We start from the raw sequence: 24,985 nt of genomic DNA, 5'->3' as shown, positions 1-24,985 counted from the left end.
TTCTGCTTCATCTGTATCCTGCTTATTATACTACATTGCCCTTTGCATTTCCAAAAGCATCGGTGAGAAAAACCGTCTGGGGAAAAGCCGAGCTGGATCTCCTGTGCCGGTGTGACGAACATAGTGGGGGGCGCAAAGAGAAAAACAGGTTCGCTCCGCTCGTGCCAGTGCCTGTGGGGAAGTTGGGATGACCGTCTCCTCTCCATGCCATCCCTTCCAACAGATCAATTGCTCTTCTTATGCTTTGGTACGAGAGCAGTCAGTTGTTGCTGATAAATCGAACAGAGGGGGATGGCAAGAAAAGCGCCCCTTGTCTTGACAGGAGCGCTTTCTCACAGATAGGGGAGCAAGATTTGAAACGTGGTACCGTATCCTTTGGACGAGACCCGGATTTGTCCGCCGATATCGTGGATGATTTTTTGGCAAACGGCTAGTCCCAATCCAGTCCCTTCTTCCTTGGTGGTAAAAAACGGATCAAAGATTTTGTCAATCACGTATGGGGGGATACCTGGACCGTTGTCGTGGATATCAATACTGATCAGGTCCCGTTCGATGTCGATGTGATGATGAATCGAAAGCACGCCCTCATTGCCCATTGCTTCAATTCCGTTTTTGCATATGTTCAGAAACACCTGTTTCAACAGTTCATTATCTCCCACCACCATCGGCAGTTGACCCCGGGAAGCGTAGTTGACGTCAATACCGTGAAGCAGTGCCTGACTTTCCACGATCGGCAGGATCTCTTCGAAGACAATGTTTAAATCAACGATCTGATACTGTACATCGCGCGGCTTGCTTAGGAGCAGGAATTCGCTGACCAGAGCGTTTATCCGGTTGATTTCGGTCAGCATGATCTCTGTGTAGGCACGCTCCCGTTCCATCCCGCTCTCTGTAAATGACTGTTGGAACATCTGTAAAAAGCCTTTGATGGAGGTAAGCGGATTGCGGATCTCGTGGGCTGTGCCGGCAGCAATCTGGCCGATCATGGCCAAGCGGTCGTTTCGCTCAATCTTTTGATCGAGGGAACGAAGATTGGTGACGTCTTTGAAGAGGATGTAGGCACCTGCCACTTGACCCGCCTCATTATAGACGGTTTCCGAATCGACCAGCAGTTCGTATCGTTGGCTGCTGTTCGTCCAAGACATGGCCTTGTTCTGCATCTTGACTCCTTCCAGCAGCTCCCGCTTCACCAAGCGGTGTTCTTCCGGAATGCCGGCAAACGCCTTGTCGATGTGCTGATTGATCACTTTGCCGCGTTCAAGACCGAGCAGTCTGCAGGCCATCTGGCTGATCTCGACGATGCACCCTCGCACATTGAGGACGACCACTCCCAGATTTGCTTCCGTGATCAACTGATCCACCACTTTTTCCATCAGGTTGTCATCCGTGCTCCTGTTCAGTTGAAACAGATTCACCATGTATAGCGGGGGATCTGATTGCGGAACGACGATCATCGCTTTTGTTTTGGCCAGCTTGCCTTCCTTGTTCCGGTATTCTACTTCAGCCGGAACGCTGCCCGTCTCTTCGATGGCGATCAACTCCGAATGAAGCTGCCCAATCGTTCCGCGATAGGGAAGTACTTGGAAAAACGGATGGTTCACCAATTCTTCACGTGTGTACCCAGTGGCCCGAATCAATGCTTCGTTTACTTCGACAATTCGTCCTGTTCGATCTGCTGCAAAAACGGCATGAGGCAAATACTGCATAAAATGCTTCAGTCGCTGGAATGAACCCCAAAGATCTAAAGGAAACGTTATTCCCACCGTTGTTCCCCCCTTATCTTCCGCATACGATCTGCCTTTTTCAAAAAGGTTCGGCAGACAGCGGGGGATGCCCTGCTCTTGCCTTCTACTTTTCCAAAAATATCTTTCGCTATCACTCGCCAGAATGCAACAAAACCCGCCAAGAATCGTCGGCCACCTATCTCGCTGCACAAAAAACGGCAGTCGCACCTAGGCGCGACTACCGCTTAAAACATACCTGATGGATCGTATATGTAATAGGATGCCGTGCACCTGTATTCGACACGTGCCATCCAAGCGTTACTTATGAGACCGGCTCCGCCCAGGCGATTCTGCGGCACACGCGAAAGTCCACTTATGGCTGCTTCCTTCCGGACCTGACCAGGTTCATGGGTTCACGTTGCGCAGGACCCAAGCATCAACACCGCTCTACATAAGGCAGCCTCACATGACAAGGCCTCGTACAGGAATTCAACCCTGCTGTTGCGGATTGCAGGTTACAGGGCACCGCAACCTCCCCGTCTAGCACGGCAAATTTTAAAAACGAATTGAAGGCAACCTCATCAGAAGTTGCCTACTTAGCATATCACATCGAAAAGAATGATCGCAAGTCACAAACCCCACCAACACAGGGAAACCCACCCTTTGCAGAGATCACTTGGTCAAAAACCGTCTGGCCTCGCTCCAGGATTCAGGTCACTTGGTAAACTTGTCAGCTATCGTGGAGGCGCCAAAAGAATCTGGCTTGACATGAGCCTCAAAATCGTTTGCTTTGGCCAACTGCATCAGCCGTTTGACGTACTTGTGTGTCGGTCCGTTATGACCAATGTCAAAATGTAAGCGGATCGGAATGGACAGCATGCGATCCTTCAGGTACTCCCTCAATTCCGCAGCCAAGCATACGGAATGGAACGCTTCCATGTACACCCGCTGCTGCAGCGAAGTAATGCGCTGCTCCTGAAACCGATAGTAAAAAAAAGTTCCTCCGCTGCCCGTCCGAATCACCGAGATCGCGATGACAAATGACGTGTGGCGATGCCGCACCTGAGAGTCGGTTCCTACGACGATCTCGTACGCTCCCGGCATCCAGGAGACGGCCTGTTCGATGTCTGCAAAGACCTGGCTTTTGTCCATCAACCCCTTGGTTGGGCTGCGAAAATAGACCGTTTGCTCCTCTTGCCTGGCTGTGGTACCTCCCACCTACATCCCTCCCTCTTCCCTAAAATATATGGGCAGGATCACAAGATAGAAGTGCTTACCACTACGATATACGATTGGACGGGGAAACGTTCGGAATCCACGAAAAATTTTCAGAAACTTTACCCTGCCGTCATATAGATTTCGATTGGCTCTCGCTGACGAACTGCTCGATTCTTCGCCTGATCGCATCTCGCACCGACCGAAAGCTCGTCATCACCTCTTCTTCTGTCCCCGTCGCTTTAGCCGGGTCCTCGAACCCCCAATGCCATTTGACGACGTTGGGATTAGTGATGACAGGACAGTGTTCATCAGCATGTCCGCAAAGCGTGATCACATAATCAGCCTTGTTCAACCATTCAGGATCCATCACATCAGAGCTCTGTCCGCTAATGTCTACCCCTGCTTCCTGCATCACGAGTACGGCACGCGGATTCAACCCGTGCGCTTCCAAGCCGGCGCTTCTCACCTCGTATTGATCATGACCCAACGCTTTCAGAAAACCTTCAGCCATCTGGCTGCGGCATGAATTGCCGGTACAGAGAAAATACACCCGTTTCTTCTCCATGGTTGATCCTCCTTTTTTATCCGGTTAGGATGTTCTCCCGTTCCTCAGCCAAGCAGGGTGAGCCATAGATACAACCCCGCTAGCGTGATCAACAGAGTGGGTACGGTCAATACGACGCCAATTCGGAAGTAGTACCCCCATGTGATCCGCACCCCTTTTTTGGAGAGCACATGCAGCCAGAGCAGGGTCGCAAGCGAGCCGATTGGCGTAATCTTGGGTCCCAGATCGGAACCGATCACATTGGCGTAGATGAGTGCTTCGCGGACGATTCCTTCCGTCTGTGTCCCCTGGATCGCCAGCGCATCGATCATCACCGTCGGCATATTGTTCATCACGGAGGAGAGTACAGCGGCCAAGAAGCCCATCCCCATCGTCGCCGCCAGCAGCCCCTGTTCGGCAAATGATTGAATCAGTTGTCCCAACAGATCGGTCAGACCGACATTGCGCAAGCCGTAGACGACTACGTACATCCCGATGGAAAAAACAACCACAGACCAGGGGGCTTCCCCCACGATGCGCATCGTGTGGATCACAGGGCTTCTGCGCGCGGCCAGGATGAAGATAAGTGCTGCTGTTCCCGCGATGAGCGATACCGGTACGGGCAGGATCTCGCTCAGCAGATAAGCCAGCAGCAGTACGGCCAGAATCACCCACGATACACGGAAAAGAGTCTCGTCTTTTATCACTTCATGCGGCTGTTTTAGTTGGGCCAAATCGTACTTACGCGGAATGTTCTTGCGAAAAAACAGGTAGAGAACAGCCAAGCTGGCCAGCAGCGCAAAGAGATTGGGCACGATCATCCGGCTGGCGTATTCAACGAAGCCGATCTGAAAGTAATCGGCTGAGACGATGTTGACCAGATTGCTGACGATCAGCGGGAGAGACGTCGTATCGGCGACAAAACCGCTGGCCATGACAAACGGCAGAACCATCTTCTCTTCAAACCGCAGGGCCCGGACTTGGGCCAAAACGATCGGAGTGAGGATCAATGCCGCCCCGTCATTGGCGAAGAAAGCCGACACCAGCGCGCCAAGCAGGATGACGTAGACAAACATGCGGCGGCCATCGCCTCTCGCCATTCTGACCATATGCAGCGCACACCATTCAAAAAAGCCAATCTCATCAAGAATCAACGAGATGAGGATGACCGCAACAAATGTAAGCGTCGCATTCCAAACCATGCCTGTGACCGTAAGTACATCCGAAAACGTAACGACGCCCAGCAGTAGAGCCAGCAAGGCACCCCCGGCAGCCGACCAGCCAATCCCCAGCCCTCGCGGCTGCCAGATGACGACTGCAAGTGTAACGACAAAAATTAAAAACGCACTCCACATAGCTGCATTCGATGCATCAACCATAATTGTCTATCCCATCCCTCTGTACGCTTTTCCCATTCATGACCCGGTCATTGGAGGCTGCTCACAGCTAACCAGCTTTCCTTGCTCGGCCAGCGCGGCAAACCGGTCGGAAACATCGGGCAGATTGTTCAATGATAATCCCACTTGTTCCAACTGCTTTCGGTTGAGCGCATAAAAGACCCATTGTCCCCGGCGTGTTTCTGTTACCAAACCGGCACTTTTCAGGCGGCTCAGGTGCTTGGAGATGGCCGGTTGCGAAATGTTGAAGATCGGGACCAGTTCGCAGACACAGCAGTCTCGATGATTGAGCAGTGCAATGATCGTCAGCCGGGTTGAATCTCCCAGCGCTTTCAGCACTTCAGCCAATCGTGGCAGGTCGAGCATGATATCCCCTCTTTTCATCCGATATCGCTATAGATTATATTATAACTATATGGTTATATGAATCAAGAAAAAGAGCCACTCCATTTCAAGGAGTAGCTCCCCGTGTCAGACACAGCCTTGGAACAAGCAGGAGAGTGTCCCTTTTCCGGAAGCAGAGACGGCAGGAAAAGGATGCTCACTCTCGCGTTAGCCTACACTCCTTCCGATACCAGCACCTTTCGCTCCCAGACTCTGCTCTTCCAGCGATAATACATGCAGATTCCCCGGAACCACTCATCGATCGTCAAAGCGATCCAAACTCCTGGAAGACCCAATTCCAACGAGATACCTAGGAGATAGGAAAGCGGCACACTAATCCCCCACATCGACAGAATCCCGATGAAGACAGGAAACGAAGCGTCGCCAGCGGCACGCAGCGAGCTGATCACCACCAGATTAAACGTACGGCCCGGTTCCAGGAGCAAACAGAGCAAAAGCAGCGTAGAGCCCATCGAGATGATCTGTGGATCCTCTGTAAAGATGGAAAACAGTGGTTCACGGCAGATGGCGACGATGACCGCCACCGAAGCGGTCACCATCAAACTGATTCGCAGGCTTTTCAACAGCTGGCGATAGGCCCGTTCATTCTCTTTGGCACCAACCATGTGACCGATCAGCACCTGCGTTCCCTGTCCGAGCGCCATGCCAAACAGCAGGATAAACGACATGAGGTTAATCGCGTAGATCCTCGTCGTCAGCGCCGCTGTCCCCAACAAAGCGATGAACGCCGTGATCGCGATCTGGCTGGTATGATAGGAAAGAGCTTCGCCAGCAGAGGGAATCCCGATCCGGAAAATCTGTTTAAGGTACTTCCACTTCACCTCTATGTAATCGCTCCATCTGATCGGCACCACCAGGCTGCGGTACAGCACAATCACAATGAACACCAAGGCAATCGCCCGACTGACGGCCGTCGAGATGGCTACTCCCGGCACACCCAACTGCGGTACTCCCCAAGCACCGAAGATAAACAAGTAATTGCCGACCACGTGGATTACATTCATGGCCAATGACACCAGCATCGCATCACGGGTATTCCCGTTCGCGCGCAAGATGGCGGAAACCGTCAGCAGCAGGGCCTGGGTAAACAAGCTGCCGCCAACAATCAACAAGTAAAGGTCAGCCAACTGCCTCACTTCATCTGCCAACGAAAAAAGCTGCAAAAAATGGCCTCTGAACATGATGACCAGCAGACTGACAAATATCCCAAACAGCAGATTGGCGGTGAGGGAGATCCCGGCAATCCGATTGGCTTCCAACGGCTTGCGTGCTCCCAGGTACTGGGAGATCGTCACCGACGCTCCAGTGGCTACAAAGCCAAACAACAAAATGGTAAATGTGACAAGTTGGTTAGCCACACCGACAGCAGCCACCGCTTCGTCAGACACGTGGGACAGCATAAACGTGTCGACGCTTCCCATCATCATGTGCAAAAACAACTCAACCAAGATTGGCCAAGTTAATGCAAACAGACGGAGCGTCTTTACTGACTTTGCGCTCGTGTACTGACGGTCCATCTCTTCCCTTCCTTTAGAGGTCATACCGCTGCCTAACAAAGAAGTCCGAGGATATATCCTCGGCACAGTGAGGCTGCAGCAGCCCTACATAATCAGATCGTAGTACCCATCTTTATTCGTGCTGCCTGGCCTTTTTTCCTTTTCGTTGAATAAGGAGAAAAAACGGGGTGCCGCAACCTTCGGAGAATATAAAGAAAGCACGCCCCTGCCCTACCGGCAAAGACATGCTCCCTGTCACACACATTATGTAGGTGGCGGAGAGAGTGGGATTCGAACCCACGCACGCCTCACGACGCCTAACGCATTTCGAGTGCGTCCCCTTATGACCACTTGGGTATCTCTCCACAAGAGTCAAGCAATACTTAATATAGCAAATCCGCCTTTTGAAAGCAAGTGGTACATTTGGCCAGTCCTTGATTTTCCATCACTCTTCCGTCAAGATGGGATTGATAGGTTTCACCAGATGTAACAGAAATGGGGATGGATCATGAAACGGGAACGCCTGGATAAAGTACTGGCCAACACGGGGTTGGGGACACGCAAAGAAGTAAAACAGTTGGTGAAGCAGGCGCTTGTCACCGTAAATGGAACGGTAGCGACCGATCCCGGCATGCACGTCATCCCGGAGCAGGATGAAATCGAAGTCGACGGGCATCCGCTGGACTACAGGCGCTGGATCTACGTGATGATGAACAAGCCGCCTGGTGTCATCTCCGCAACCGAAGACAGCCGTCACCGAACGGTCGTTGATCTGCTCCCGCTGGAATGGGCAGACAGAGTGCATCCCGTTGGCAGGCTTGACATCGATACGGAGGGTCTGCTGCTGCTGACCAATGACGGGCAACTCTCTCACAATCTTCTCTCTCCGAAAAAGAAGGTGGATAAGGAGTACTTCGCCCGTATCGAGGGGCAGGTACGTCCAGAACACGTGGGCCATTTTGCCGACGGTATAACGCTGGATGACGGATATACGACCAAGCCAGCGCAACTGGAGATCCTCTCCTCCGGTGAGGTGTCAGAGGCAAAGGTGACCATCACCGAAGGGAAGTTTCACCAAGTAAAACGAATGTTTGCCGCACTTGGCCTGGAGGTTGTTTATTTAAAACGGATTCGCATGGGGCCGCTTCTCCTCGATGATTCACTGGTGCCCGGCGAATACCGGGAACTGACAGACGACGAACTCGCTTCTCTCAAAGGATAAAGTTCATAAATCCGAAGCAGGCCGGCCCCTATGCAAAGGCTGGCCTGCTTACTTGCTGCGCAATCGGCGGAAAAACTGCTTTAACAACTGGCTGCTTTCTTCTGCCAAGACACCTGCCGTCACTGGAACCTGGTGATTAAATCTCGGTTCGGAACACAAATCCATCAAGGTGCCCGCACATCCCGCCTTCGGATCAGCCGCCCCGTACACCACCCGCTCGATTCTCGCCTGTACGATGGCACCTGCACACATCGGACAAGGTTCCAGCGTGACGTACAGCTCACAGCCGATCAGCCGCCAGCCGCCCAGACGGGCACTTGCCTGCCGAATCGCGATCATCTCCGCATGCAGGGTGGGATCTTTCTGTGTTTCCCTCAGATTAAAACCCCGTCCAACGATTTCATTGTCCCTGACCACAACTGCACCAATCGGCACTTCGCCGATCTCCATCGCTTTTTGCGCCTCTTCCAAGGCTGCCTGCATAAACTGTTCATCATGTGAATGTCCGGCTGACACCGCTACCGCCATCCTTCCTGCTGCCATTGGCTCCATTTTGTCTTACTTCAGTATACCGATCTCCGGTCCAAGCGCCAAACAGAAGAAAGGACAGAAACAAAGTATGTTTAACTTTTCTGATTTTTCTGTTGACAACACTTACATCATCTAGTATTTTGTTGGTAACCAAATATGGCAGAATATTAGTGTGGAGATGAGGAGATTCACAATATTCCAGGTTAGCTGTATCGGTATCGGTGCGGCTGGGAATAGTGTGGATTTTTTTATTTCTCTTCAATCCAAGTCAAGGAGGCGCATTATGAAAAAGTTTGTCCTATCTGTTCTCACTGCCTTGCTGCTGGTAACCGGTTCTGGAGGGATCGCCGGGGCAGCGCAAGAGAAGATTGTGGTCGCCCACCGCGGAGCGAGCGGTTACCTGCCGGAACACACCCTGGCGGCAAAAGCAATGGCCTATGCGATGGGTGCCGATTACATTGAACAAGATGTGGTGATGACCAAAGATGACAAACTGGTCGTCCTGCACGATCATTACCTGGATCGTGTCACAAACGTGGCGGAGGTTTACCCGGAGCGAAAGCGGGAAGATGGTCGATATTATGTGATTGACTTTACCTTAGACGAGATCAAGCAGTTGGAGATGACCGAAGGATTTGATGTACAGGATGGGGAGAGTGTTCCCAACTTTCCCGGCCGTTTCCCGCTTTGGCAGTCATCGTTTACCGTACATACACTGGAAGAAGAGCTGGAACTGATCCAAGGCTTAAACAAGAGTACAGGCCAAAATGTCGGCATTTACCCCGAGATAAAAGCGCCCTGGTTTCATCGACATGAAGGCAAAGACATCAGTCTGGCCGTACTGCAGGTATTGGAAAACTACGGTTACGACTCAAAAGACGACAAGGTGTACGTCCAGTGCTTCGATCCGAACGAGACGAAGCGAATCCGCACGGAACTATATCCACAATTACAGATGGACCCCAAACTGGTTCAGTTGATGGCAGAAACCAGTTGGAATGAGACGATGGTCTATGAAAACGGAAAGGCGGTCCCATACAACTACGACTGGATGTTTGAAAAAGGGGCGATGAAGGAGATTGCTACCTATGCAGATGGGGTCGGTCCCTGGCATCCAATGATCGTCAAAAGCGAATCGACCCGTGATCATCTAATCATTACCGACCTGGTCAAAGAAGCCCATGCAGCCGGAATGGAGGTTCACCCCTACACATTTAGGCTGGATAGCGGCCAGATACCAGCGTACGCAGCCAGCTTTGAAGAGTTGCTAGACATCTTCTATTATACAGCTGGGGTCGACGGGCTCTTTACCGACTTCCCGGATCGGGCCGTTGAATTCCTGAACCGCGCCCAGTATCACAGCAAAGGGTATGACAAGAAATAAGGATGCTGCTCGCTTGAGACCGAGATGCGTCACCGAAGCTCTGAACAGTAGACTGCATGCAAAAAGCCCTCTCCACAGTGGAGAGGGCTTGCCTGCTTTTTCTATAGAAACGATGGCGTCCCCGAGAGGATTCGAACCTCCGACCTAGCGTTTAGGAAACGCTTGCTCTATCCTGCTGAGCTACGGGGACACGGTTACACACGTCTGTTCCACCTGGGTGTTGTAAAAAAACCGACCTCTCTTATTATAATGAGATTTGCTGCTCTTCGCAAATGAAACCGTTGGATGGGGGAAGACTTCCCTTCCTTGCTTCCTGTTGCCGCTTACCTGCACAGGATAGACCTCTAGCTGTTTTATGCAAAACTCCCCTCCCTACACGGGGATATACTATCGGTGTAAGGAGGGGGTTCAGGGATGTGTTTAGATTCCTTTTTAACTCTTTGTCGTCTTCGTTCCTTGGTCCACTGCCTTAATCCATTCCTGGTACAGCTGTTCCAGCTCAGCCAGGATGTTCTCGCGATGCTGCTGCAGCTGCTGCAGTTTCCCAGCATCGCAGCTGTTTTCCGGAGCCGTCATCTGCTGGTCCAACTGCTTCAGCAGCTCCTCTCGTTCTATAATCTGCTGTTCCAGCACCGTTTGCATGGTTCCATTTGTTTGCAACTTTTGCATCGTTTCCTTGTTCCCTGTCTCGTGACCGCTCACGGTAACCGTACGCTTTGTGTGCTGGGCAAGCTGATCAACGACGGCTCCACTCCTTCTGTTTCCCTCCCGCTCGCTCCTGCTGTCCAGAGAGTCTGCAGACCTCGCCTTTTTCTCCTGGTAATCATCAAAGTTGCCCAGATGAACCGAGATCCCGTTTCGTTCCAACTGCCAAATCTTGTGTGCGATCCGATTGATAAAGTAGCGGTCATGGGAAACAGCGAAAATCGTACCCGGAAAGTCTTCCAACGCCGTCTCCAGCGCTTCTCTGGAATCGATGTCCAAATGGTTGGTCGGCTCGTCGAGCAACAGCAGATTTGGCTTCTGATGCATCAATACGGCCAACCGCAAACGGCTCCACTCCCCTCCGGACAAGTTCTGTACCGACTGGAAAACATCTGCTCCGTAAAAGAGGAAGCGGGCTAGTTGTCTACGCGCCTCTCCTTCTTCCATGCCTACTTCTTCACGGAAATAGTGAAGGACTGTTTTCTTTTCCCCCGGGGGTGCCGCTTCTTGCGCGAGATAACCGATCTCTACCCGCGCACCGAGGTGCAGGTTCCCCTCGTCAGGCTCGATTTCACCCAGGATGATCTTCAACAACGTGGTCTTCCCGGTGCCGTTAGCGCCGATCAGGACGACTCGTTCTCCATAACCCAACCGTCCGCTTCCTTCGCGAAACAACTTGCGCTCACCAAACGACTTGCCGATCCTCTCCAGCACCGGACGTTTCAGCTTCACCATTCGGTCTAATGCTTTTTGCATCGATGCCGCTCTGCGGTGAAAGCTGGGATTAGGAGGATGAGACCGATTTCCCCATTCGATCAGTCTTTTGATCGTTTCCTCCATTTTCTTGATCTTCTTCTGCTGTTCCTTGTAGGCGGCAAACTCCTGCAGCAAGCGCTCTTGCTTTTCCTGTTGGTACCCGGTGTAGTTGGTATGGTAGGTGACAGCTTCCCCGTCCTCCAACTCAATCACCTTGCTCACGACTTTGTCCAGGAAGTAACGATCATGAGAGATGACTACCACTGTTCCTCTGTAAGAAAGGAGGAAGGTCTCCAACCACTCTATCGCCGCCATGTCCAAGTGATTGGTCGGTTCGTCCAGCAGCAGCAGGTTTGGCTGTTCAATCAGAAGTGCAGCCAACCCAACTTTTGTCTTCTCGCCTCCAGAAAGGGAGGAAAACATCCTGCTGTAATCGCTGCGGGAAATCCCCAACCCGTCGGCTGTCCGGTGGATGTGGGCCTCCATCTCATAGCCGCCTGCCCTCTCAAAACGTTCGGTAAGCTGACCGTACTGCTGCAGCAGTTTGCTCATCACTTGTTGGTCGGCTGCCGACTCAGGCCTGGACATCGAGATTTCCAGCTCTTTTTGCTGTGCCTGCAATGCCTTGACTTCCCGGTATCCTCTGGCCAGCACGTCATAGACGCTGGTACCTTCTTCTTCAATAGGAATCTGCGCCAACAGACCAACTTTTGTGCCTTTTGGCAGCATAATCTCCCCTTTGTCCGGTTTGATCCCGCCCGCCAGCAGGTGGAAGACCGTCGTTTTCCCTGCACCATTTCGGCCAATGACCGCCACTTTTTCTCCATCTTGTATCTCAAATGACACGTCCGCCAACACCAGATTGGCCCCGTAATCTTTTTGTACGTGTTGAAACTGTATCATATTGGTTCTGCCTCCTTGGGTTTGCGACCCCCGGAACCAAGCAAAACCCAACAGCAATGATCGCTGGTCGTACCAGGCATGGCTAGAGATAACCATAAGTGAAAGGCACGTTTCCCGGAAACAAAAAAGACCGCAGGGAAACGTCCCTACGGCCCGAACCGTGCCATCAATCCGCTGCGGTTATGGTAGGAGAGTCGCTTCACATTTTTGAACATCCGTATCAGCAAAAATGGACATACTGATCCCGTTGTAGGCCACATCATGCACAATGCCAAACATTGCCATTGGCAGTTGGCTGATACGATCGTTCATGAGCGTGTGACTCATCCTACCTCACCTCCTTTGTCTTGTTACGGTAAAGTTTAGCACAGAGAGGTTTGAAACGCAAAGAAATGAACGATTGCGGGAAGCGATTGGTTGGCTATGTACATAGCAATAGCACAGAACTCGCATTTGGATGCACTTCCAATATTGCCATAATTTTAAAGAATACTGTAAACTATATGCAAACCAGATAATGGCAACCAAAACAAATCACGTAAGGAGGATGTTTATGCGCAAAACCATCTCTGTTCTTTCGTCAGCTGCCTTGTCCTTGTCTCTTCTGTTTTCAGCTCAAATCGTCCTAGCCTCTACAGACCTCCCTGTTACCGATCTTTCGTCTCAAGCGGAGAGCACTGTGATCACAGATGAGCAAAAAGTGGATCTAACCAACTTGTTGAAAGATGAAGATCGCAATATGTCGACCAATGCCATCCCTCCCACTCTGCAGGCAGCGACATACTACAACTTTTCCCCACGTGATTTCAGCCAATCTGTTCAGCAAACCGACGACGGCGGTTATGTATTTGTTGGATCCACTACCGCTTCCGGCAGTGAAGATATCTTGCTCGCCAAGACCGATGCTTCGCTCAATCTGCAGTGGGCGTATGCCATTGGCGGAACGGCGAGTGAATCAGGGGCGGAAGTGCGAAAGACCAGCGATGGCGGGTACATTGTCGCTGGGACAAGCTCTGCCAGCGGTTCCGCTGATATTTACTTGGTCAAAACAGACGCCGCCGGAGCGATTCAATGGTCCAAAACGATCGGCGGCCCTGGAAAGGAAGAAGCACAGGCGATGGAGATCGGGCATGACGGCGGGTATATCATTGTAGGCACAAAAGAGAGCAGCAGCAACAGCAATGACGCCTATATGCTCAAGGTAGATGCGAGCGGCAATGTGCAGTGGAGCAAAACGTTTGGCCAGGACATGCTGGAAGATCGGTTCTACGATGTCAGCCTGACGCCTGATGGCGGATATGTAGCGGCGGGATACAAAACGGTGGCTGACACCCCTAACTCCCAACGACTGTACGGCTTTATGGCGAAAGTATCCGGAACAGGCAGCCAGGTGTTTGCCGCTACCTTGGATCGGTATGCCTCGCTTAACGGAGTGGCCGCTTCATCCAACGGCTATATAACAACCGGCGCGATCTACACGGAAACATCGGCAGGCTACAATATTTACGTAGCCAGAGTAAATACCTCTGGAAGCATCGGTTGGACTCGTCAATTCCATGTCAGCAATGGCGATTTTGCCAACGACGTGATCCTGGCGAAAGACGGCAACTTTGTCGTCACCGGCTTTACTACTCCAGCGGTTCATCAGGAGGATCTTGCTCTGTTGAAGGTAGACCCCTCCGGAAATACACTGTGGGCCAATACCTTTGATTTTGGGGGTACTGGCGAGATCGGCCGAAGTGTGGCGACGACTAGTGATGGCGGTTATGTGGTGACGGGTTCCTTCCAGATGAGTACGAGCGAATATGATGCACTGCTGGTTAAGTTTTCCAGTGATTAAGTTTTGGATCGAGGTTTGATGGGAAAAACGTTTGGTAGGAAGCAGCATGATATATGGAAGTTTTATGGGGTCGCCCGGTTGGGTGGCCCTTTTACATTTGTCGTTTAAAACCTGCGCTCCTTGGATTGCAGGAGGGCTTTTCGTTTGTAACTAGTTAGCCTTTTTTCTAGCGAAAACGAAAAGGAACCCCAGATGAGTAGTTGGTACTCGTCTGGGGTATTGCACTAGTAAACCTTTCCGATTGGACCACGAAAAATGTTGATCAGGTAGTCTTGTAAGGTTTCTGCCTCCTTTATTATTGATTGGGAGTGATCTGAATGTTTTGCCTGATGTAACATGTACGTGTACAAAAAGAATAGCATACCCACCAATTCCCTTGGGAGAAATTCTCCCCTGCTCAGTTCTCCCATAAGAATTTCTCATGCTCCGTTATTTTTGTTATTCCTCCTGCGACCTTCGTATTTGGTTTGTATCGTGGTTTCGTTCCTTGTCGGGTAATATGATATGTCCTTGCTTTACACGTTGATACGGTTTGCGCTATAAGAGCGTGGGGCTGTATGGGTTATGTTCTTGGACTGCTTTGCCTTTCGCTCCCAGTACCTGCGCTCGTACTCTCTTTGCTTTTCTTTGTTTTCAGGTTTTTGCCGCTTTCGTACTGGCGGCGTGCTTCCCATGCTTCTTTGCTTAGTTGTGCCATTCGTCTTATCCTTCCAACTCTTCCAATTTCGACATTCGGGAGCTAATAGCTGTTCCGTTTCCTGTATTCATTCCTCTGCCCGCCGAATCATCGCCGCCGCTTCTTCCTTTGCTACTTCCAATTCCTTTTTCTGGCGGACTAACACTCTTTCGTTATGCGGTACAGTCTCCCTTAACCCAGATGCTTCACGTTGTAATTCTTCCAAACGGCGAATGGCTTCCAGTCTTGGGTATCCGTCCTTTTCGTCAGCCAACTGGTCAAAGTATTCCGCCTGTGCAATTAAACCTACCTTTTCCTGTGCTTGTTTTACCATTTACCTTCTCCTCCTTTGATTTTGAACATGCAAAAAAGCTCATTCCTCCTTATCGTTCAAGTTGGAATAAGCCTTTGAAAGTTGGTCTAAGCGTGTTTGTCAAGTATTTTTGTGTTTGGTTTGTTGGTTGTATTGTATGACTCTGCTTCTAAGAAGTAAATTCAGCAATAGTTTTTCCCTCTGGGTCAAAAAATACATCTTAAATCTTTTCACCCAATGTTGGTGATATTTTCCCTAGGGAATTAGAATCTAGCCCATGTACTGTTAATTGAGATTCAATCAAATCAAGTATATCAAAATATGCGAAATTTGAGCCCAATCTGAAAGATTTGTCCTCGGCGGACTCATCAGTAGGCACTATTAATGTTTCATTGTACTTTTCCTGAATAAGTGTAATCAAATCTTCCAAAAAACCCCTTAACTGTTCATCCATTTTCATCTACTCCTTAGAATGCCTTCAAGAATTTCTTTTTGCTCCAATTGTCTTTGAATGTCAGAGGGCCATTTTTTATTGATTAATGCTTCCTGTTGTCTTGGGTCTAAGTCCCTAAAGTTAGGTATATGTGCCTCAGGATTTTTAATTTTGTCCTGATGTTCCGCTATTTGTTTTTCGATTGATTGAATTCCTTTACGAATCTCATCATCAGACTTGTTAACATACTGTTTATAAAACCCTGAATGCTTTCCTCCGTTCTTGGCAAGCTCGAAAGCATTACCCATCCCCTAAGTTGTAATCTTAAACTTAGGAATAAAGAAGGTGGTAACTGGTTTTCCAATTACCACCATTATATCAGCTTGCTTGACGCTCTGTTAGAGTAGCCGCCGCCCTGTACTCCGTCTTGTTCTTCATCATACTGTAGATGATGTTGACGAGCCTTCTCCAATCGGCGTATATCTCCGATTTCGGCAACCAGTTCCGCCGCTGTGACGATGTTGATACCGTCCATCGATTCTAGTTTGTAGTCCGTTTCAGCCATCACCTGCCGAAGCTGTTCTTCCGTTTGCTTAATCAGTTCTCGACTTCTCCGCATGTCCTGAACCATGTTAACGATAAGGAAGTCTCGGGAGTCTTGGTAGTTCCGCTTTGTCTCCCCGTCCTTCTTCACCAATTCTAGTATTTCTTCTGCTTTCCGTGTAGAACAGGTGTTATGACTTGCCTTACGGAGATATTCAGCCAATTCTTCCGCCCCCACCGACTCCAAGTGATGCGGTGCAGGGTATTTCTCCCAAAAGGCAAGGGCGGCTTTCCCGTCAATGTCACAGAAGAACTTCTTGTATGACGGATAATGATAGCTTAATTGCTGATGCAGTTGATTTTTGAGCGATGCGGCATGTTTGACAATAGCGGTTCGCCTTGCTACCAGTTGCCCGATTGTCCAGTAAATATCCTGCGGATTTGCGTCCGGCAGTTCATCGAGCCTCGCAAGCAATACTTTAGCGATGCAGAAAGCATCCCAACTGTCGCTCTTTTGGGTGGTAGCGTTGCTCTTTCGCTCACTGTAAGACAGGGCGGAATTGACTTCCTTGACGATTTGTTTCTTATCGACTAGGTGAACGGCTAATGCTCTGCCGTTGCCGCCCGTATCTTCTAACCCGTACACAGGGGTAATTCCTTTTTTGCAGAATTTCTTGACGAACTTCATCAACTCAGCGAAGGCACTGGGCTTGTTTTCAATTTGAATATCACCCAATTTCGTATTCCAACAGTCGATGATGACCGCCGTGTGATGGGCTTTATGTAAGTCCACCCCCACGTAGACATGACGCATTTTGTAGTGCATAAAAAAAATCACCCCAGTGTACGCATAGTTTCAGTAGTGTGACGGGTATAGAATGGGGCAACCTCAGTTCAAGCGTTAACCTTTCGGTTCGCAATGGGACGCAAGCCTCTCCATTCATTTCCAATCATAGAATGGCTTCATGCAAGCCATTCGCTTGTATATTTCCATAGCGGTATATGCCGCTATAAAAATTACGTCTGTCCAAGATTCGTTTGATTTGCACTTTCGTAAATAATCTGCCTTGTTGGGTTGTAAAGCCTTCTTCATTCATCGCTTCGGCAATTTGGGTCAATGACCATAACGGATGTTCTTCCTTTAACTGAAATAATCTGCGGACGGTTTGGGCTTGTTTTTCGTCCACTTGAATATACTTCTGCCCTTTCTTTGCCCTGTATCCAAAAGTTGCTCTTCCTCCGGCATAACCGCCCTGCTCAGCTTTCTTATGCCGCCCACGACCTAACTTAAGGGCGACTTCGAGCCGTTGATACTGGTCAAGCAGTTCCATCAAACCGTTAATCAGAAAATCGTTCGGGTCTTTCTTGTAAATGCTGTAGGTTGGTTGTTCGATGCTCCGAACGTCTACCCCATACTTTTTGAACTCCCGATGTACCAACACTTTCACGATGTCAGACCGCCATAAATGGCTTGTGTTCAACACGACAACTGCATCAATGGTTTGGATAGACAGGGCGGCTAACATGCTTTGAAAGCCGATTCTGTCCACTTCAAGGGCTTCTTCATCTACCTTCGCCCCACTGATACCTTCATCGCTGAATATGTTCATCAGATTCCATCCTTGCTCCTGACAAAAAGAGCGGATTTCATCCTGTTGGTACGCTAGACTGTACCCATCCTTGGCTTGTCCACTCGTTGACACTCGAACGTAACCGATGACATTCATATTAATTCCTCCCCACCGTTACAGAAATCACAAATTATGTAACGGTACTCCGTATCATAGTTTAATTATATTACGGTATACCGTTGCATACAACCATTTTCCAGTGATAAGATGAAAGAAAATTAACATCGATGTACGTAACGGTAATGCGTTATTTTAGGAGGACAAAAATGCCTATTCGGTTACGATTAAAAGAAATTCTCGAAGAACGTGGGATTAGTCAACGAGAATTAGCAAGAAGAATGGACGTTCGTCCAAGTACAATCAGTCACCTTTGCTCCGATAAAGTCAATGCCGCTTACTTCGATACGTTAGAGCAGATTTGCAAAACCTTAAACATCAGCTTGCATGAACTCCTCGTACTGGAAGATGACTAACCTTGCCGCAGATTATAGCACATGGGACAGTTATTAACTCCGACCAATGCTGAGCAGCTAGTAGGTCAAAATCAATAGGTTGCTGCAAAGACATCATGTCCTTAATCGCCGCCCTGTGATGCTTTGTAAACTCACTCGGAGTCATCAATCCATGCTGTAAAGCCAACACGATGGCTCGTTTCTCCGGCTTGATACTTTCCAAGCTGTCAATGACGCTGACAGTGTAGTATTTATTAAACTTGGGCGGATATTGGACAATGTTCTCCATTGGTATTCTCTCGTCAGGTCTGTAAACCAGTTCTACCCTTGTTCGCTCCCCGTCTATTTCAATACCTTGCCGATTCAGTTCTGCCTTCTTGTCGTAAATTCGGCAATATGCGTGCTCCCTTCTTTGGCTTTTCCGCCCAAAATAATGTGTTCCCTCGTAAATGTTCAGATTTCGCCCTGTATTGGATGCTACAAACACATTATTCATGGGATACGGAAAATCATATGCCAACTCACAACGGAGAAAGTAAACATCTTTCGTATGCTTGTGGAGTGCATCAAGCAGACTTTGATACTTGTCCAAGTATTCGGGATGGGTTTCAATGCGAAGGTTATACTTCCTTGCCTTCTTCTGCCCCCAAGGTTGGTAGCAGAGATGAAGATAAGCGCTTTCGCTGCCTAAATTCCAATGGTAAACATACCCCTTGTGCCGGATGACTGGTCTAATGTCGTACCAATCGGAAAAAGATACAGCTAGCTTGTTGTAAAACTTGAGCGTTACGTTTTGATACTCCACCGCTATTTTGTCTACGGAAAGTTGAATGTCCATGCGTTCCCCCATCCGGCAAATTTTTGACGGATTTGCCGCTTGTATTATAGTGATGTGGGAGTCGGTGGCTAGCCTTTCACACATGACCTTCCCAATGCCAAGAATGTTCAGATACCTCCTGGCAATATAACCATCGGGGTATCCCTGCATTTTGTTGCGAAGTGGTTGAAGTTGTTTTCAACCTCCTCCACCTTCTATATCGAGGCAGCCCTTCTTACAGTTGCGATAATATTTGAGAAAACTGCAAGAAAACGAAGATAACAAAAAGCAGGTCAATCATGGTGGTATCTGACCATAATCGACCTGTTTCACGTAACGCTTTAGCGTTATATGAGACATAAAATTCAACATCGGATGTGCGTACATACGAATTGGAGAAATTTATATACGGGTATTACATGGGTTATATGTGTTATTGGTTGAATGATGGGTTCATTCGGCACTGGGTAGCCCCACCAAAAAAGAAACCTTGAAGGCGTTTAATCCTCCAAGGTCAAAAGTTTGGTTTTATACTTTTTCTAGTTTAATTCCCCTGCATTGAACTCGAAGCCATGGATTATCATAATCGATTGTGATAATTTCTAGATTTAGGAGATTTCTGGAATCCGTTTGTGCTGACTCTCTAAAATTTACCACTGTAAACCAACTAGGAGGATGAATTTCTTCCTTATCCAACTCAATCAAATTAGTACCTTGATTAAAGTTAGCACGGATACAATCAATGAATGTAAGTTTAAGTATCTTTGTTCCATATCCTTTAGTTGAAGTAGGGTCATCATCCAGATTCCACCAGTAATCAAGCGTCACTGATAAATCAAATAAATTGTTTTCCCATTTCACTTCCGTAATAATACTTTCTGTAAAATCGAAATTCTCAAATACATCTTGTATATTATCAGCTAAAACCATATATTCACCTACTTTCCAAATTCAAAATGTGTCAAGTCGCCAATTTCTTCTTTGGTTGCGTTACTAGGGAATTTTCCATCATCCCCTAGATAATTACCACCTTTATTTTGCACCCTAAAGTAAGGGTTTCCTTCTCCGGGTGTAGCATGTATCCGTACTTTTGTTCCAGTATTTGGGTCGGTTAGGATTGTGGCAGGTCCACTTTTTTTACCACCTGGTTCAATAGTCTTGGTCCATCCAGATTTCTCAAGATTACTTATCAGTTCTTCAGGGGACATACTTTTTCCTATTTGACTAAAGTTTTTACCAGTCCATTGGAAAGCATTACCCGTCCCCTATGTGGTAAAGCTAACTCCCGCTAAAAGGATGGTGGCAGTCAGATTTTCCAACTACCACCATTCTATCATTAGGCAACTTGTTCAGGGAGGGGCGGGGCGATGTACGGGGTCTTGTTCTTCATCATGCCGTAGATGATGTTAACCAGCCGCCGCATGATGCACACTAACGCTTGTCCTTTCGTTTTGCCTTCCTCTTGTTTTCGTTCATAGTAAGCTAGGAAAGCAGGATTGCGGGGGAGCTTGCTTCCTTTGGAGACTTGCACCTGCTGGACTGCAAGGTTATAGAAGATGCCATGCAGGGTGCGGTTGCCTTGCTTGCTCTTTTGTTCCTTGCCCTTCCCGCCCGAACTAAACTTTACAGGAGCTATCCCTGCAAAACGAGCCAGCTTGTCAGGGCAAGAAAATCGGTGAATGTCTCCGATCTCAGCGACTAGAGCCGATGCCGTGACAAGGTCAATGCCTGGCATGGTCTCTAGCTGGAAGCCCAATTGCTTCATCATGCGGCTTAGCTCTACTTCTACCTTCTGAACTTCTTCCTTCTTAAAACGGATGTCTCGGACATGGCTTTGAATTAGGAAATCTCTTGATTCTTGATGCTCCCGCTTCGTCTCGCCATCAGCCGCCACCAAAGCCATGGTTTCCTCGGCTTTCTTAGTCGAACAGGTGTTGTGACTGGATTTCAACAGCATCTCCCGCAAATCCTCCAAACTCACGCGATGGTGCGGGGCGGGATAGGTATGCCAGAACTCCAAGGCACACTTCCCATCTATATCGCTAAAGAATTTCTTGTAGCTTGGATAGTGATGGGACAACTGCATGTGAAGCTGGTTCTTGAGTGCGGTGTGCGCTTTAATCAGCGCATTTCGTGAAGCGACAAGCTGACCAATAGTCCAATAGATGTCTTGCGGATTCGCATCGGGTAGGATTTCGAGCTTGCCAACAAGTATCTTCGCCACACATTCTGCATCCCAGCTATCGCTTTTCTGCGTAGTTGGGTAGCTCTTGCGCTCAGCATACGAGAGAGCCGAATTGACTTCCTTCACCTTCTGTTTATTCTCGACAAGGAACACGGCTAATGACCGCCCATAGCCGCCCACATCCTCCAATCCATAGATCGGGGTCATGCCTCTTTTACAGAACTTCTTAACAAACGGAAGTAGCTCCTCGAAGGCGGCGGGCTTGTTCTCGAATTGGATTTCGCCCAGCTTCTCATTCCAGCAGTTGACGATTACAGCAGTATGAGTAGCCTTATGCAGGTCTACGCCTACGTAAATATGATTTAGTTTATAATGTTGGTTCAAAAGACATCACCTCGATCTACGAATTTATAAAATACAAAAGAAAGTCGGCAACCTCAGTTCGAGCGTTAGTCATTCGCATGACCCGCATTGGGACGCAAGCCTATCCATTCTTTTCTGGTTCAACCTTGTTAAATGGTACTTCTACTTGCTCTATACGATACGGATACATCGCAGTTAAATGATAATCGGCTGGTGTACACCTTTCGCTTCAATCTGTCCATAGCGATACATGCCCCGATAGAAGTCCTCACGGTCTAGGATTCGCTTCACTTGCACCTTCGTGAAGGGCTTGCCCTGAACGGTTCTATAGCCCGCCTGATTCAGTTCTGCCGCGATTTGAGACAATGACCAGGACGGATGCTCGGTCTTAATCTCGAACAACTTACGCACCGCTTTGGCCTGCTCAGGGTCAATGGAGAGCGTCTTTTGTCCTTTGGATGCTGAATAGCCGAATGCTACTCTGCCGCCCGCATAGCCGCCCTCCTGCGCCTTCTTACGCCGTCCTCGGCTTAGCTTCAAGGCGATCTCTAGCCGCTGGTATTGGTCTAATAGCTCCATCATGCCGTTTACTAAAAAATCGTTTGGATCATGGGCATAGATGCTGTATTGCGGCTGTTCAATCGCTTTGACATCGACTTGATGCCGCTTTAGTTCCCTCTGAATCAATACTTTCACGATGTCTGCCCGCCATAGGCGGGAAGTGTTCAGCACGACAATATGCTTCACATCCCGCCATTTCAGGTCGGACAACATTTCCTGCAAGCCCTCGCGTTCTATCGTTATTTCGTCCTCGTCCACCTTTGCCCCCGAAATGCCTTCATCTTTGTAAATGTCCAGCAGTTCGAGGTTATGACGGACACAGTACCGCTGAATCTCCTCCGTCTGATAGGCAAGCGAATAGCCATCCTTTACCTGCCCTTGCGTAGAGACGCGAACATAACCGACTACACGATTTTTCATGTAACCATCACCTCGTTTCAATAATTCCAGTTTTCGTAACGCCTTCGGAATCCTTAGCTCCCGCCACGCATCCTGCAAACGTCAATCAGGCGGGCGGCGGGGCAATTCACAGGCTTCTATATACGGTTGTCAAAGGGCGAAATCACCTTGCTGTGGGAAATACAGAACCATATCACGGGAAGCATGTAAAGGGGCACCGAAGCAAAATGAATATATATTTTTATTCGTTTCGGGGATTTAGGGCAGGGAAACCAAGAACCCTCCCAGTGTCTAGGAAAAGCAGGAACCGCCCTCGCGGGCGTAGGGGCGGCGTGATTCCTACGGAAAAATTTTTGGAGAAATTTGATGCGGTTCGCTTAACTCTATTCAATCCATATCGTATAGGGAAAGTAACAGGTCCAACAAGATATTGAATTGAATATCGAAGCTCAATCCGTGGTCGCAGAAGAACACGTTAAAAAATGCCTCGGCGTTCATCAGCCGATGTATGTCACTCGTTATAGGAGGATTGGCTAACATATGTCATCCCGACAGTGTTAGCTAAGTCCTACAAGTGATTCTTGTTAGGCAACCTCCCAGATTTTCCGTCGTAGTGTCCGAATGGACAGGGAACCTTGACAGAGTGATAGTTCCGACTATCCGCGCAGTAAAGCTACACCTGGGTGCGCCAGATGTCTTGTAGGCTCGGGATACCTCACCTTCACACAGCCTGGTCGTTCTCCCTCGCAAGAGGGGGAACGCTCTGTTGTCCTCCCTTCACACAAGCGAAATCCCCGCCTGCGGAGCCGGCGGGGGGTGAGACTGAAATGAACGCTGACACTGATACGAATAGATAATAGGGGAATAAGGACATGAGCGAGATAGAAATAAAGGGATAGGATAGCATAACAGAAAGAGAAGAAGTTCTAAGGGATGCTATCTGACAACGGAATAGACAGAGACAGCCGAATAACTCGAATCAGTAATCAATGAACCATGAATAGATATGTTGATGATTGAGATCGTGAAATAACCCCGCCCCATCCTCCCAACGAATAACAGTAAAAAGAAACCCCGCACAACGGCGGGGGATAAGTTAGCCAAACAACGGCAGATATTTTTTATAGTAGTCTTTATGATAGTCGGATAGATTCCATCCATACTGATTCAGGAACCGAGCTACCTTTGCTAAAACTTGATTTCGATGAACGACGTCCTTATACGTTGATTTGGCGAGGTAGTGAGCTAGGCTTAGTTCGGCTTCTCCTGTGACAGAGTATCGTTAACATGCTTGGCAAAGATACGGGAAAGTTCGTCCATATCAGAGCCATAACCGAGTACGTTTTCCCGTCGCATTAGGGTTAGGACTGTATCTAACGGCAGTCTTTTCATGCGTTAGCCCTCCCTTCCATCGCGGCGGCGGGGGTGTGTAGCTCTTGTTCGACTCTCCATTTCCGCCATACGAGATATTGACGCTGTACGTCCTGTTCATCGTAGCCATACTGTACCATGACATTCAGGATGGCGCGGGGGATGGAATCGGTGTAGCCATACAAGCAACTACGAAACCTTTCCCAAGGAATATCATGCAAAACAACAAACGCCCGATGAGTTAGCCCTAGCTTCTGAATGCATTCTTTAACGGGATGATTCATAAACGATTTCTCCTTTCGAGATGTTTTCCCTTATAGGTTAGACACTCGACAGGCAGGAATCACACCAGACATACAGAAGCATAGGGCAATTTTGAATCTTTAACTTGTCACATCGGATCAAGTCCACTCGTTAAGTAACAGGCTTACCCGTAACGGAAAAGCCCGAATGAATTTACAGTACGCTACCGCATCCCGTCACACTATTCGGCCAAGTTCAATTCAAGCAGTAACCATAGATTGCTGAATTGGCTTGGCTTCGTTATCTCCCACCGGCTAAATTGGCGGTGCGTGGTACGGGCGTTTAAAAAATTGACCTTGAAATAGCAAGCTATTCAAGATCAATGTAATGAATACTATTCTTCAATCTCTTTTGTTACCAAATCCAGAAGGAAATCTCCAAAGTCGTTAGCTACTGTCTCATACTTTTGAGCAGTCAGCGGTTGCCCAGGTATAAACGAAACAACCTTTGGTTCATTCATTTCATTCAGAGTGGAGAAGTCTAAGCAAAATAGCTCCTCACCACCAGTATCATAAATGACAAGTAAATTTTCAGGAAGATTAATTTCTTCACGTTCTGTTAGTGTGTACCAAATAGCGTCTGGGACTGAGGAATTTTCAAAATCCTCGTCGATAACCCCATAAACTTCCTGACTGCCGAAATTTCCTGCCCCATAATTCTTTATAAAATGACGGTAGATGGGAGAAAACTTATAGCCTATTGCTTCCTCTGCAAGGGAGATCAATTCTTCGGTTCGTGCCCCAGCAAAATGGCACATATTTTTGTTTCTGTTCATTAGTTCCAGAGCCTTATTATAACTATCCAAACTCATCG

Annotated in this window: 25 protein-coding genes, 2 tRNA genes and 1 other RNA gene; 4 read left to right on the top strand and 24 right to left on the bottom strand. The window is 48.6% G+C overall.

Annotation, left to right across the window (positions count from 1 at the left end):
- Nucleotides 1-332: 332 nt before the first annotated feature.
- From LOK74_RS21170 to LOK74_RS21135, 8 genes are all read right to left on the bottom strand, one after another.
- The gene (locus tag LOK74_RS21170; protein WP_255679476.1) at nucleotides 333-1,763 is read right to left on the bottom strand and encodes an ATP-binding protein; all 1,431 of its coding nucleotides are present in this window, start codon (nucleotides 1,761-1,763) and stop codon (nucleotides 333-335) included.
- Between the two features lie 244 nt (nucleotides 1,764-2,007).
- Nucleotides 2,008-2,273: signal recognition particle sRNA large type (gene ffs / locus LOK74_RS21165), an RNA gene on the bottom strand.
- A 165-nt stretch (nucleotides 2,274-2,438) separates the two neighbouring features.
- On the bottom strand, nucleotides 2,439-2,942 hold the full coding sequence (locus tag LOK74_RS21160) for a ribonuclease H-like YkuK family protein (protein ID WP_230043956.1): 504 nt from the start codon (nucleotides 2,940-2,942) through the stop codon (nucleotides 2,439-2,441).
- A 130-nt stretch (nucleotides 2,943-3,072) separates the two neighbouring features.
- Nucleotides 3,073-3,507, bottom strand: a complete 435-nt coding sequence (arsC, locus tag LOK74_RS21155; protein WP_230043955.1) for an arsenate reductase (thioredoxin) — start codon at nucleotides 3,505-3,507, stop codon at nucleotides 3,073-3,075.
- Between the two features lie 44 nt (nucleotides 3,508-3,551).
- Nucleotides 3,552-4,865: an arsenic transporter gene (locus LOK74_RS21150; RefSeq protein ID WP_277613403.1), complete on the bottom strand. Its 1,314-nt coding sequence runs from the start codon at nucleotides 4,863-4,865 to the stop codon at nucleotides 3,552-3,554.
- Between the two features lie 36 nt (nucleotides 4,866-4,901).
- Nucleotides 4,902-5,249: an ArsR/SmtB family transcription factor gene (locus LOK74_RS21145; protein WP_230043954.1), complete on the bottom strand. Its 348-nt coding sequence runs from the start codon at nucleotides 5,247-5,249 to the stop codon at nucleotides 4,902-4,904.
- Nucleotides 5,250-5,440: 191 nt separating this feature from the next.
- Entirely contained in the window at nucleotides 5,441-6,805 is a 1,365-nt protein-coding gene (locus tag LOK74_RS21140) for an MATE family efflux transporter (RefSeq protein WP_230043953.1), read from the bottom strand.
- 252 nt (nucleotides 6,806-7,057) lie between these two features.
- A tRNA-Ser gene (locus LOK74_RS21135) sits at nucleotides 7,058-7,149 on the bottom strand.
- A gap of 143 nt (nucleotides 7,150-7,292) precedes the next feature.
- On the opposite strand from LOK74_RS21135, the gene LOK74_RS21130 reads away from it, so the two are divergent.
- On the top strand, nucleotides 7,293-8,006 hold the full coding sequence (locus tag LOK74_RS21130) for a pseudouridine synthase (protein ID WP_230043952.1): 714 nt from the start codon (nucleotides 7,293-7,295) through the stop codon (nucleotides 8,004-8,006).
- A 48-nt stretch (nucleotides 8,007-8,054) separates the two neighbouring features.
- Here the strand turns inward: LOK74_RS21130 and tadA are convergent, their stop codons facing one another.
- The gene (gene tadA, locus LOK74_RS21125; protein ID WP_230047080.1) at nucleotides 8,055-8,489 is read right to left on the bottom strand and encodes a tRNA adenosine(34) deaminase TadA; all 435 of its coding nucleotides are present in this window, start codon (nucleotides 8,487-8,489) and stop codon (nucleotides 8,055-8,057) included.
- A 331-nt stretch (nucleotides 8,490-8,820) separates the two neighbouring features.
- Between tadA and glpQ the strand changes: the two genes are divergently transcribed.
- Nucleotides 8,821-9,921, top strand: coding sequence for a glycerophosphodiester phosphodiesterase (glpQ, locus tag LOK74_RS21120; protein WP_230043951.1), 1,101 nt, complete (start codon nucleotides 8,821-8,823; stop codon nucleotides 9,919-9,921).
- A 113-nt stretch (nucleotides 9,922-10,034) separates the two neighbouring features.
- Here glpQ and LOK74_RS21115 read toward each other — a convergent pair.
- From LOK74_RS21115 to LOK74_RS21105, 3 genes are all read right to left on the bottom strand, one after another.
- Nucleotides 10,035-10,111 (bottom strand) — tRNA-Arg (locus LOK74_RS21115).
- 242 nt (nucleotides 10,112-10,353) lie between these two features.
- Nucleotides 10,354-12,285 carry an ABC-F family ATP-binding cassette domain-containing protein gene (locus LOK74_RS21110; RefSeq protein ID WP_230043950.1) on the bottom strand — a complete coding sequence of 644 codons (1,932 nt, stop codon included), beginning with the start codon at nucleotides 12,283-12,285 and terminating at the stop codon, nucleotides 10,354-10,356.
- A 180-nt stretch (nucleotides 12,286-12,465) separates the two neighbouring features.
- Nucleotides 12,466-12,612 (bottom strand): RAxF-45 family protein, encoded by a 147-nt coding sequence (locus LOK74_RS21105; RefSeq protein WP_230043949.1) that lies wholly within the window; start codon nucleotides 12,610-12,612, stop codon nucleotides 12,466-12,468.
- Nucleotides 12,613-12,838: 226 nt separating this feature from the next.
- Here LOK74_RS21105 and LOK74_RS21100 point away from each other — a divergent pair, with 226 nt between their 5' ends.
- Nucleotides 12,839-14,125: a hypothetical protein gene (locus LOK74_RS21100; protein ID WP_230043948.1), complete on the top strand. Its 1,287-nt coding sequence runs from the start codon at nucleotides 12,839-12,841 to the stop codon at nucleotides 14,123-14,125.
- A 764-nt stretch (nucleotides 14,126-14,889) separates the two neighbouring features.
- Here the strand turns inward: LOK74_RS21100 and LOK74_RS21095 are convergent.
- The 5 genes from LOK74_RS21095 to LOK74_RS21075 all read right to left on the bottom strand — a co-directional run bounded on the left by LOK74_RS21095 (nucleotide 14,890) and on the right by LOK74_RS21075 (nucleotide 17,817).
- Nucleotides 14,890-15,135, bottom strand: a complete 246-nt coding sequence (locus LOK74_RS21095; protein WP_230043947.1) for a hypothetical protein — start codon at nucleotides 15,133-15,135, stop codon at nucleotides 14,890-14,892.
- A gap of 199 nt (nucleotides 15,136-15,334) precedes the next feature.
- A complete protein-coding gene (locus LOK74_RS21090) occupies nucleotides 15,335-15,568 on the bottom strand; it encodes a hypothetical protein (RefSeq protein WP_230043946.1) in 234 nt (77 codons plus the stop codon).
- Nucleotides 15,569-15,570: 2 nt separating this feature from the next.
- Nucleotides 15,571-15,855, bottom strand: coding sequence for a hypothetical protein (locus LOK74_RS21085; protein ID WP_230043945.1), 285 nt, complete (start codon nucleotides 15,853-15,855; stop codon nucleotides 15,571-15,573).
- Between the two features lie 65 nt (nucleotides 15,856-15,920).
- Nucleotides 15,921-16,916: an IS110 family transposase gene (locus LOK74_RS21080; protein ID WP_230043944.1), complete on the bottom strand. Its 996-nt coding sequence runs from the start codon at nucleotides 16,914-16,916 to the stop codon at nucleotides 15,921-15,923.
- A gap of 124 nt (nucleotides 16,917-17,040) precedes the next feature.
- Nucleotides 17,041-17,817 carry a recombinase family protein gene (locus LOK74_RS21075; RefSeq protein WP_230043943.1) on the bottom strand — a complete coding sequence of 259 codons (777 nt, stop codon included), beginning with the start codon at nucleotides 17,815-17,817 and terminating at the stop codon, nucleotides 17,041-17,043.
- 170 nt (nucleotides 17,818-17,987) lie between these two features.
- Between LOK74_RS21075 and LOK74_RS21070 the strand changes: the two genes are divergently transcribed.
- Nucleotides 17,988-18,194: a helix-turn-helix domain-containing protein gene (locus tag LOK74_RS21070; RefSeq protein ID WP_230043942.1), complete on the top strand. Its 207-nt coding sequence runs from the start codon at nucleotides 17,988-17,990 to the stop codon at nucleotides 18,192-18,194.
- On the opposite strand, the gene LOK74_RS21065 is transcribed toward LOK74_RS21070, so the two are convergent.
- The 7 genes from LOK74_RS21065 to LOK74_RS21035 form a co-directional block, all read right to left on the bottom strand.
- Complete coding sequence (locus LOK74_RS21065) at nucleotides 18,157-19,011, bottom strand: replication initiation factor family protein (RefSeq protein ID WP_230043941.1); 855 nt, start codon at nucleotides 19,009-19,011, stop codon at nucleotides 18,157-18,159. The two genes, LOK74_RS21070 and LOK74_RS21065, sit on opposite strands and share 38 nt — an antisense overlap.
- 507 nt (nucleotides 19,012-19,518) lie before the next feature.
- Entirely contained in the window at nucleotides 19,519-19,920 is a 402-nt protein-coding gene (locus LOK74_RS21060) for a hypothetical protein (protein ID WP_230043940.1), read from the bottom strand.
- A gap of 8 nt (nucleotides 19,921-19,928) precedes the next feature.
- Nucleotides 19,929-20,198 (bottom strand): hypothetical protein, encoded by a 270-nt coding sequence (locus tag LOK74_RS21055; RefSeq protein ID WP_230043939.1) that lies wholly within the window; start codon nucleotides 20,196-20,198, stop codon nucleotides 19,929-19,931.
- Between the two features lie 128 nt (nucleotides 20,199-20,326).
- Nucleotides 20,327-21,559, bottom strand: a complete 1,233-nt coding sequence (locus LOK74_RS21050; protein WP_230043938.1) for an IS110 family RNA-guided transposase — start codon at nucleotides 21,557-21,559, stop codon at nucleotides 20,327-20,329.
- Between the two features lie 174 nt (nucleotides 21,560-21,733).
- On the bottom strand, nucleotides 21,734-22,519 hold the full coding sequence (locus LOK74_RS21045) for a recombinase family protein (protein ID WP_230043937.1): 786 nt from the start codon (nucleotides 22,517-22,519) through the stop codon (nucleotides 21,734-21,736).
- A gap of 1,367 nt (nucleotides 22,520-23,886) precedes the next feature.
- A complete protein-coding gene (locus tag LOK74_RS21040; RefSeq protein WP_230043936.1) occupies nucleotides 23,887-24,153 on the bottom strand; it encodes a preprotein translocase subunit TatA in 267 nt (88 codons plus the stop codon).
- A 353-nt stretch (nucleotides 24,154-24,506) separates the two neighbouring features.
- A complete protein-coding gene (locus tag LOK74_RS21035; RefSeq protein WP_230043935.1) occupies nucleotides 24,507-24,983 on the bottom strand; it encodes an SMI1/KNR4 family protein in 477 nt (158 codons plus the stop codon).
- Nucleotides 24,984-24,985 lie beyond the last annotated feature (2 nt).

Source organism: Brevibacillus humidisoli (assembly GCF_020923435.1).
Classification (GTDB): Bacteria; Bacillota; Bacilli; order Brevibacillales; family Brevibacillaceae; genus Brevibacillus_E; species Brevibacillus_E humidisoli.
This window is presented reverse-complemented; position numbering and strand designations above follow the sequence as displayed.

Excerpts from the sequence above, each read along its gene's own strand:
- arsC (WP_230043955.1), bottom strand. The coding sequence starts at position 3,507 with ATGGAGAAGAAACGGGTGTATTTTCTCTGTACCGGCAATTCATGCCGC.
- LOK74_RS21150 (WP_277613403.1), bottom strand. The coding sequence starts at position 4,865 with ATGGTTGATGCATCGAATGCAGCTATGTGGAGTGCGTTTTTAATTTTT.
- LOK74_RS21145 (WP_230043954.1), bottom strand. The coding sequence starts at position 5,249 with ATGCTCGACCTGCCACGATTGGCTGAAGTGCTGAAAGCGCTGGGAGAT.
- LOK74_RS21140 (WP_230043953.1), bottom strand. The coding sequence starts at position 6,805 with ATGGACCGTCAGTACACGAGCGCAAAGTCAGTAAAGACGCTCCGTCTG.
- LOK74_RS21130 (WP_230043952.1), top strand. The coding sequence starts at position 7,293 with ATGAAACGGGAACGCCTGGATAAAGTACTGGCCAACACGGGGTTGGGG.
- tadA (WP_230047080.1), bottom strand. The coding sequence starts at position 8,489 with ATGCAGGCAGCCTTGGAAGAGGCGCAAAAAGCGATGGAGATCGGCGAA.
- glpQ (WP_230043951.1), top strand. The coding sequence starts at position 8,821 with ATGAAAAAGTTTGTCCTATCTGTTCTCACTGCCTTGCTGCTGGTAACC.
- LOK74_RS21110 (WP_230043950.1), bottom strand. The coding sequence starts at position 12,285 with ATGATACAGTTTCAACACGTACAAAAAGATTACGGGGCCAATCTGGTG.
- LOK74_RS21105 (WP_230043949.1), bottom strand. The coding sequence starts at position 12,612 with ATGAGTCACACGCTCATGAACGATCGTATCAGCCAACTGCCAATGGCA.
- LOK74_RS21100 (WP_230043948.1), top strand. The coding sequence starts at position 12,839 with ATGCGCAAAACCATCTCTGTTCTTTCGTCAGCTGCCTTGTCCTTGTCT.
- LOK74_RS21095 (WP_230043947.1), bottom strand. The coding sequence starts at position 15,135 with ATGGTAAAACAAGCACAGGAAAAGGTAGGTTTAATTGCACAGGCGGAA.
- LOK74_RS21090 (WP_230043946.1), bottom strand. The coding sequence starts at position 15,568 with ATGGATGAACAGTTAAGGGGTTTTTTGGAAGATTTGATTACACTTATT.
- LOK74_RS21085 (WP_230043945.1), bottom strand. The coding sequence starts at position 15,855 with ATGGGTAATGCTTTCGAGCTTGCCAAGAACGGAGGAAAGCATTCAGGG.
- LOK74_RS21080 (WP_230043944.1), bottom strand. The coding sequence starts at position 16,916 with ATGCACTACAAAATGCGTCATGTCTACGTGGGGGTGGACTTACATAAA.
- LOK74_RS21075 (WP_230043943.1), bottom strand. The coding sequence starts at position 17,817 with ATGAATGTCATCGGTTACGTTCGAGTGTCAACGAGTGGACAAGCCAAG.
- LOK74_RS21070 (WP_230043942.1), top strand. The coding sequence starts at position 17,988 with ATGCCTATTCGGTTACGATTAAAAGAAATTCTCGAAGAACGTGGGATT.
- LOK74_RS21065 (WP_230043941.1), bottom strand. The coding sequence starts at position 19,011 with ATGGACATTCAACTTTCCGTAGACAAAATAGCGGTGGAGTATCAAAAC.
- LOK74_RS21060 (WP_230043940.1), bottom strand. The coding sequence starts at position 19,920 with ATGGTTTTAGCTGATAATATACAAGATGTATTTGAGAATTTCGATTTT.
- LOK74_RS21055 (WP_230043939.1), bottom strand. The coding sequence starts at position 20,198 with ATGTCCCCTGAAGAACTGATAAGTAATCTTGAGAAATCTGGATGGACC.
- LOK74_RS21045 (WP_230043937.1), bottom strand. The coding sequence starts at position 22,519 with ATGAAAAATCGTGTAGTCGGTTATGTTCGCGTCTCTACGCAAGGGCAG.
- LOK74_RS21040 (WP_230043936.1), bottom strand. The coding sequence starts at position 24,153 with ATGAATCATCCCGTTAAAGAATGCATTCAGAAGCTAGGGCTAACTCAT.
- LOK74_RS21035 (WP_230043935.1), bottom strand. The coding sequence starts at position 24,983 with ATGAGTTTGGATAGTTATAATAAGGCTCTGGAACTAATGAACAGAAAC.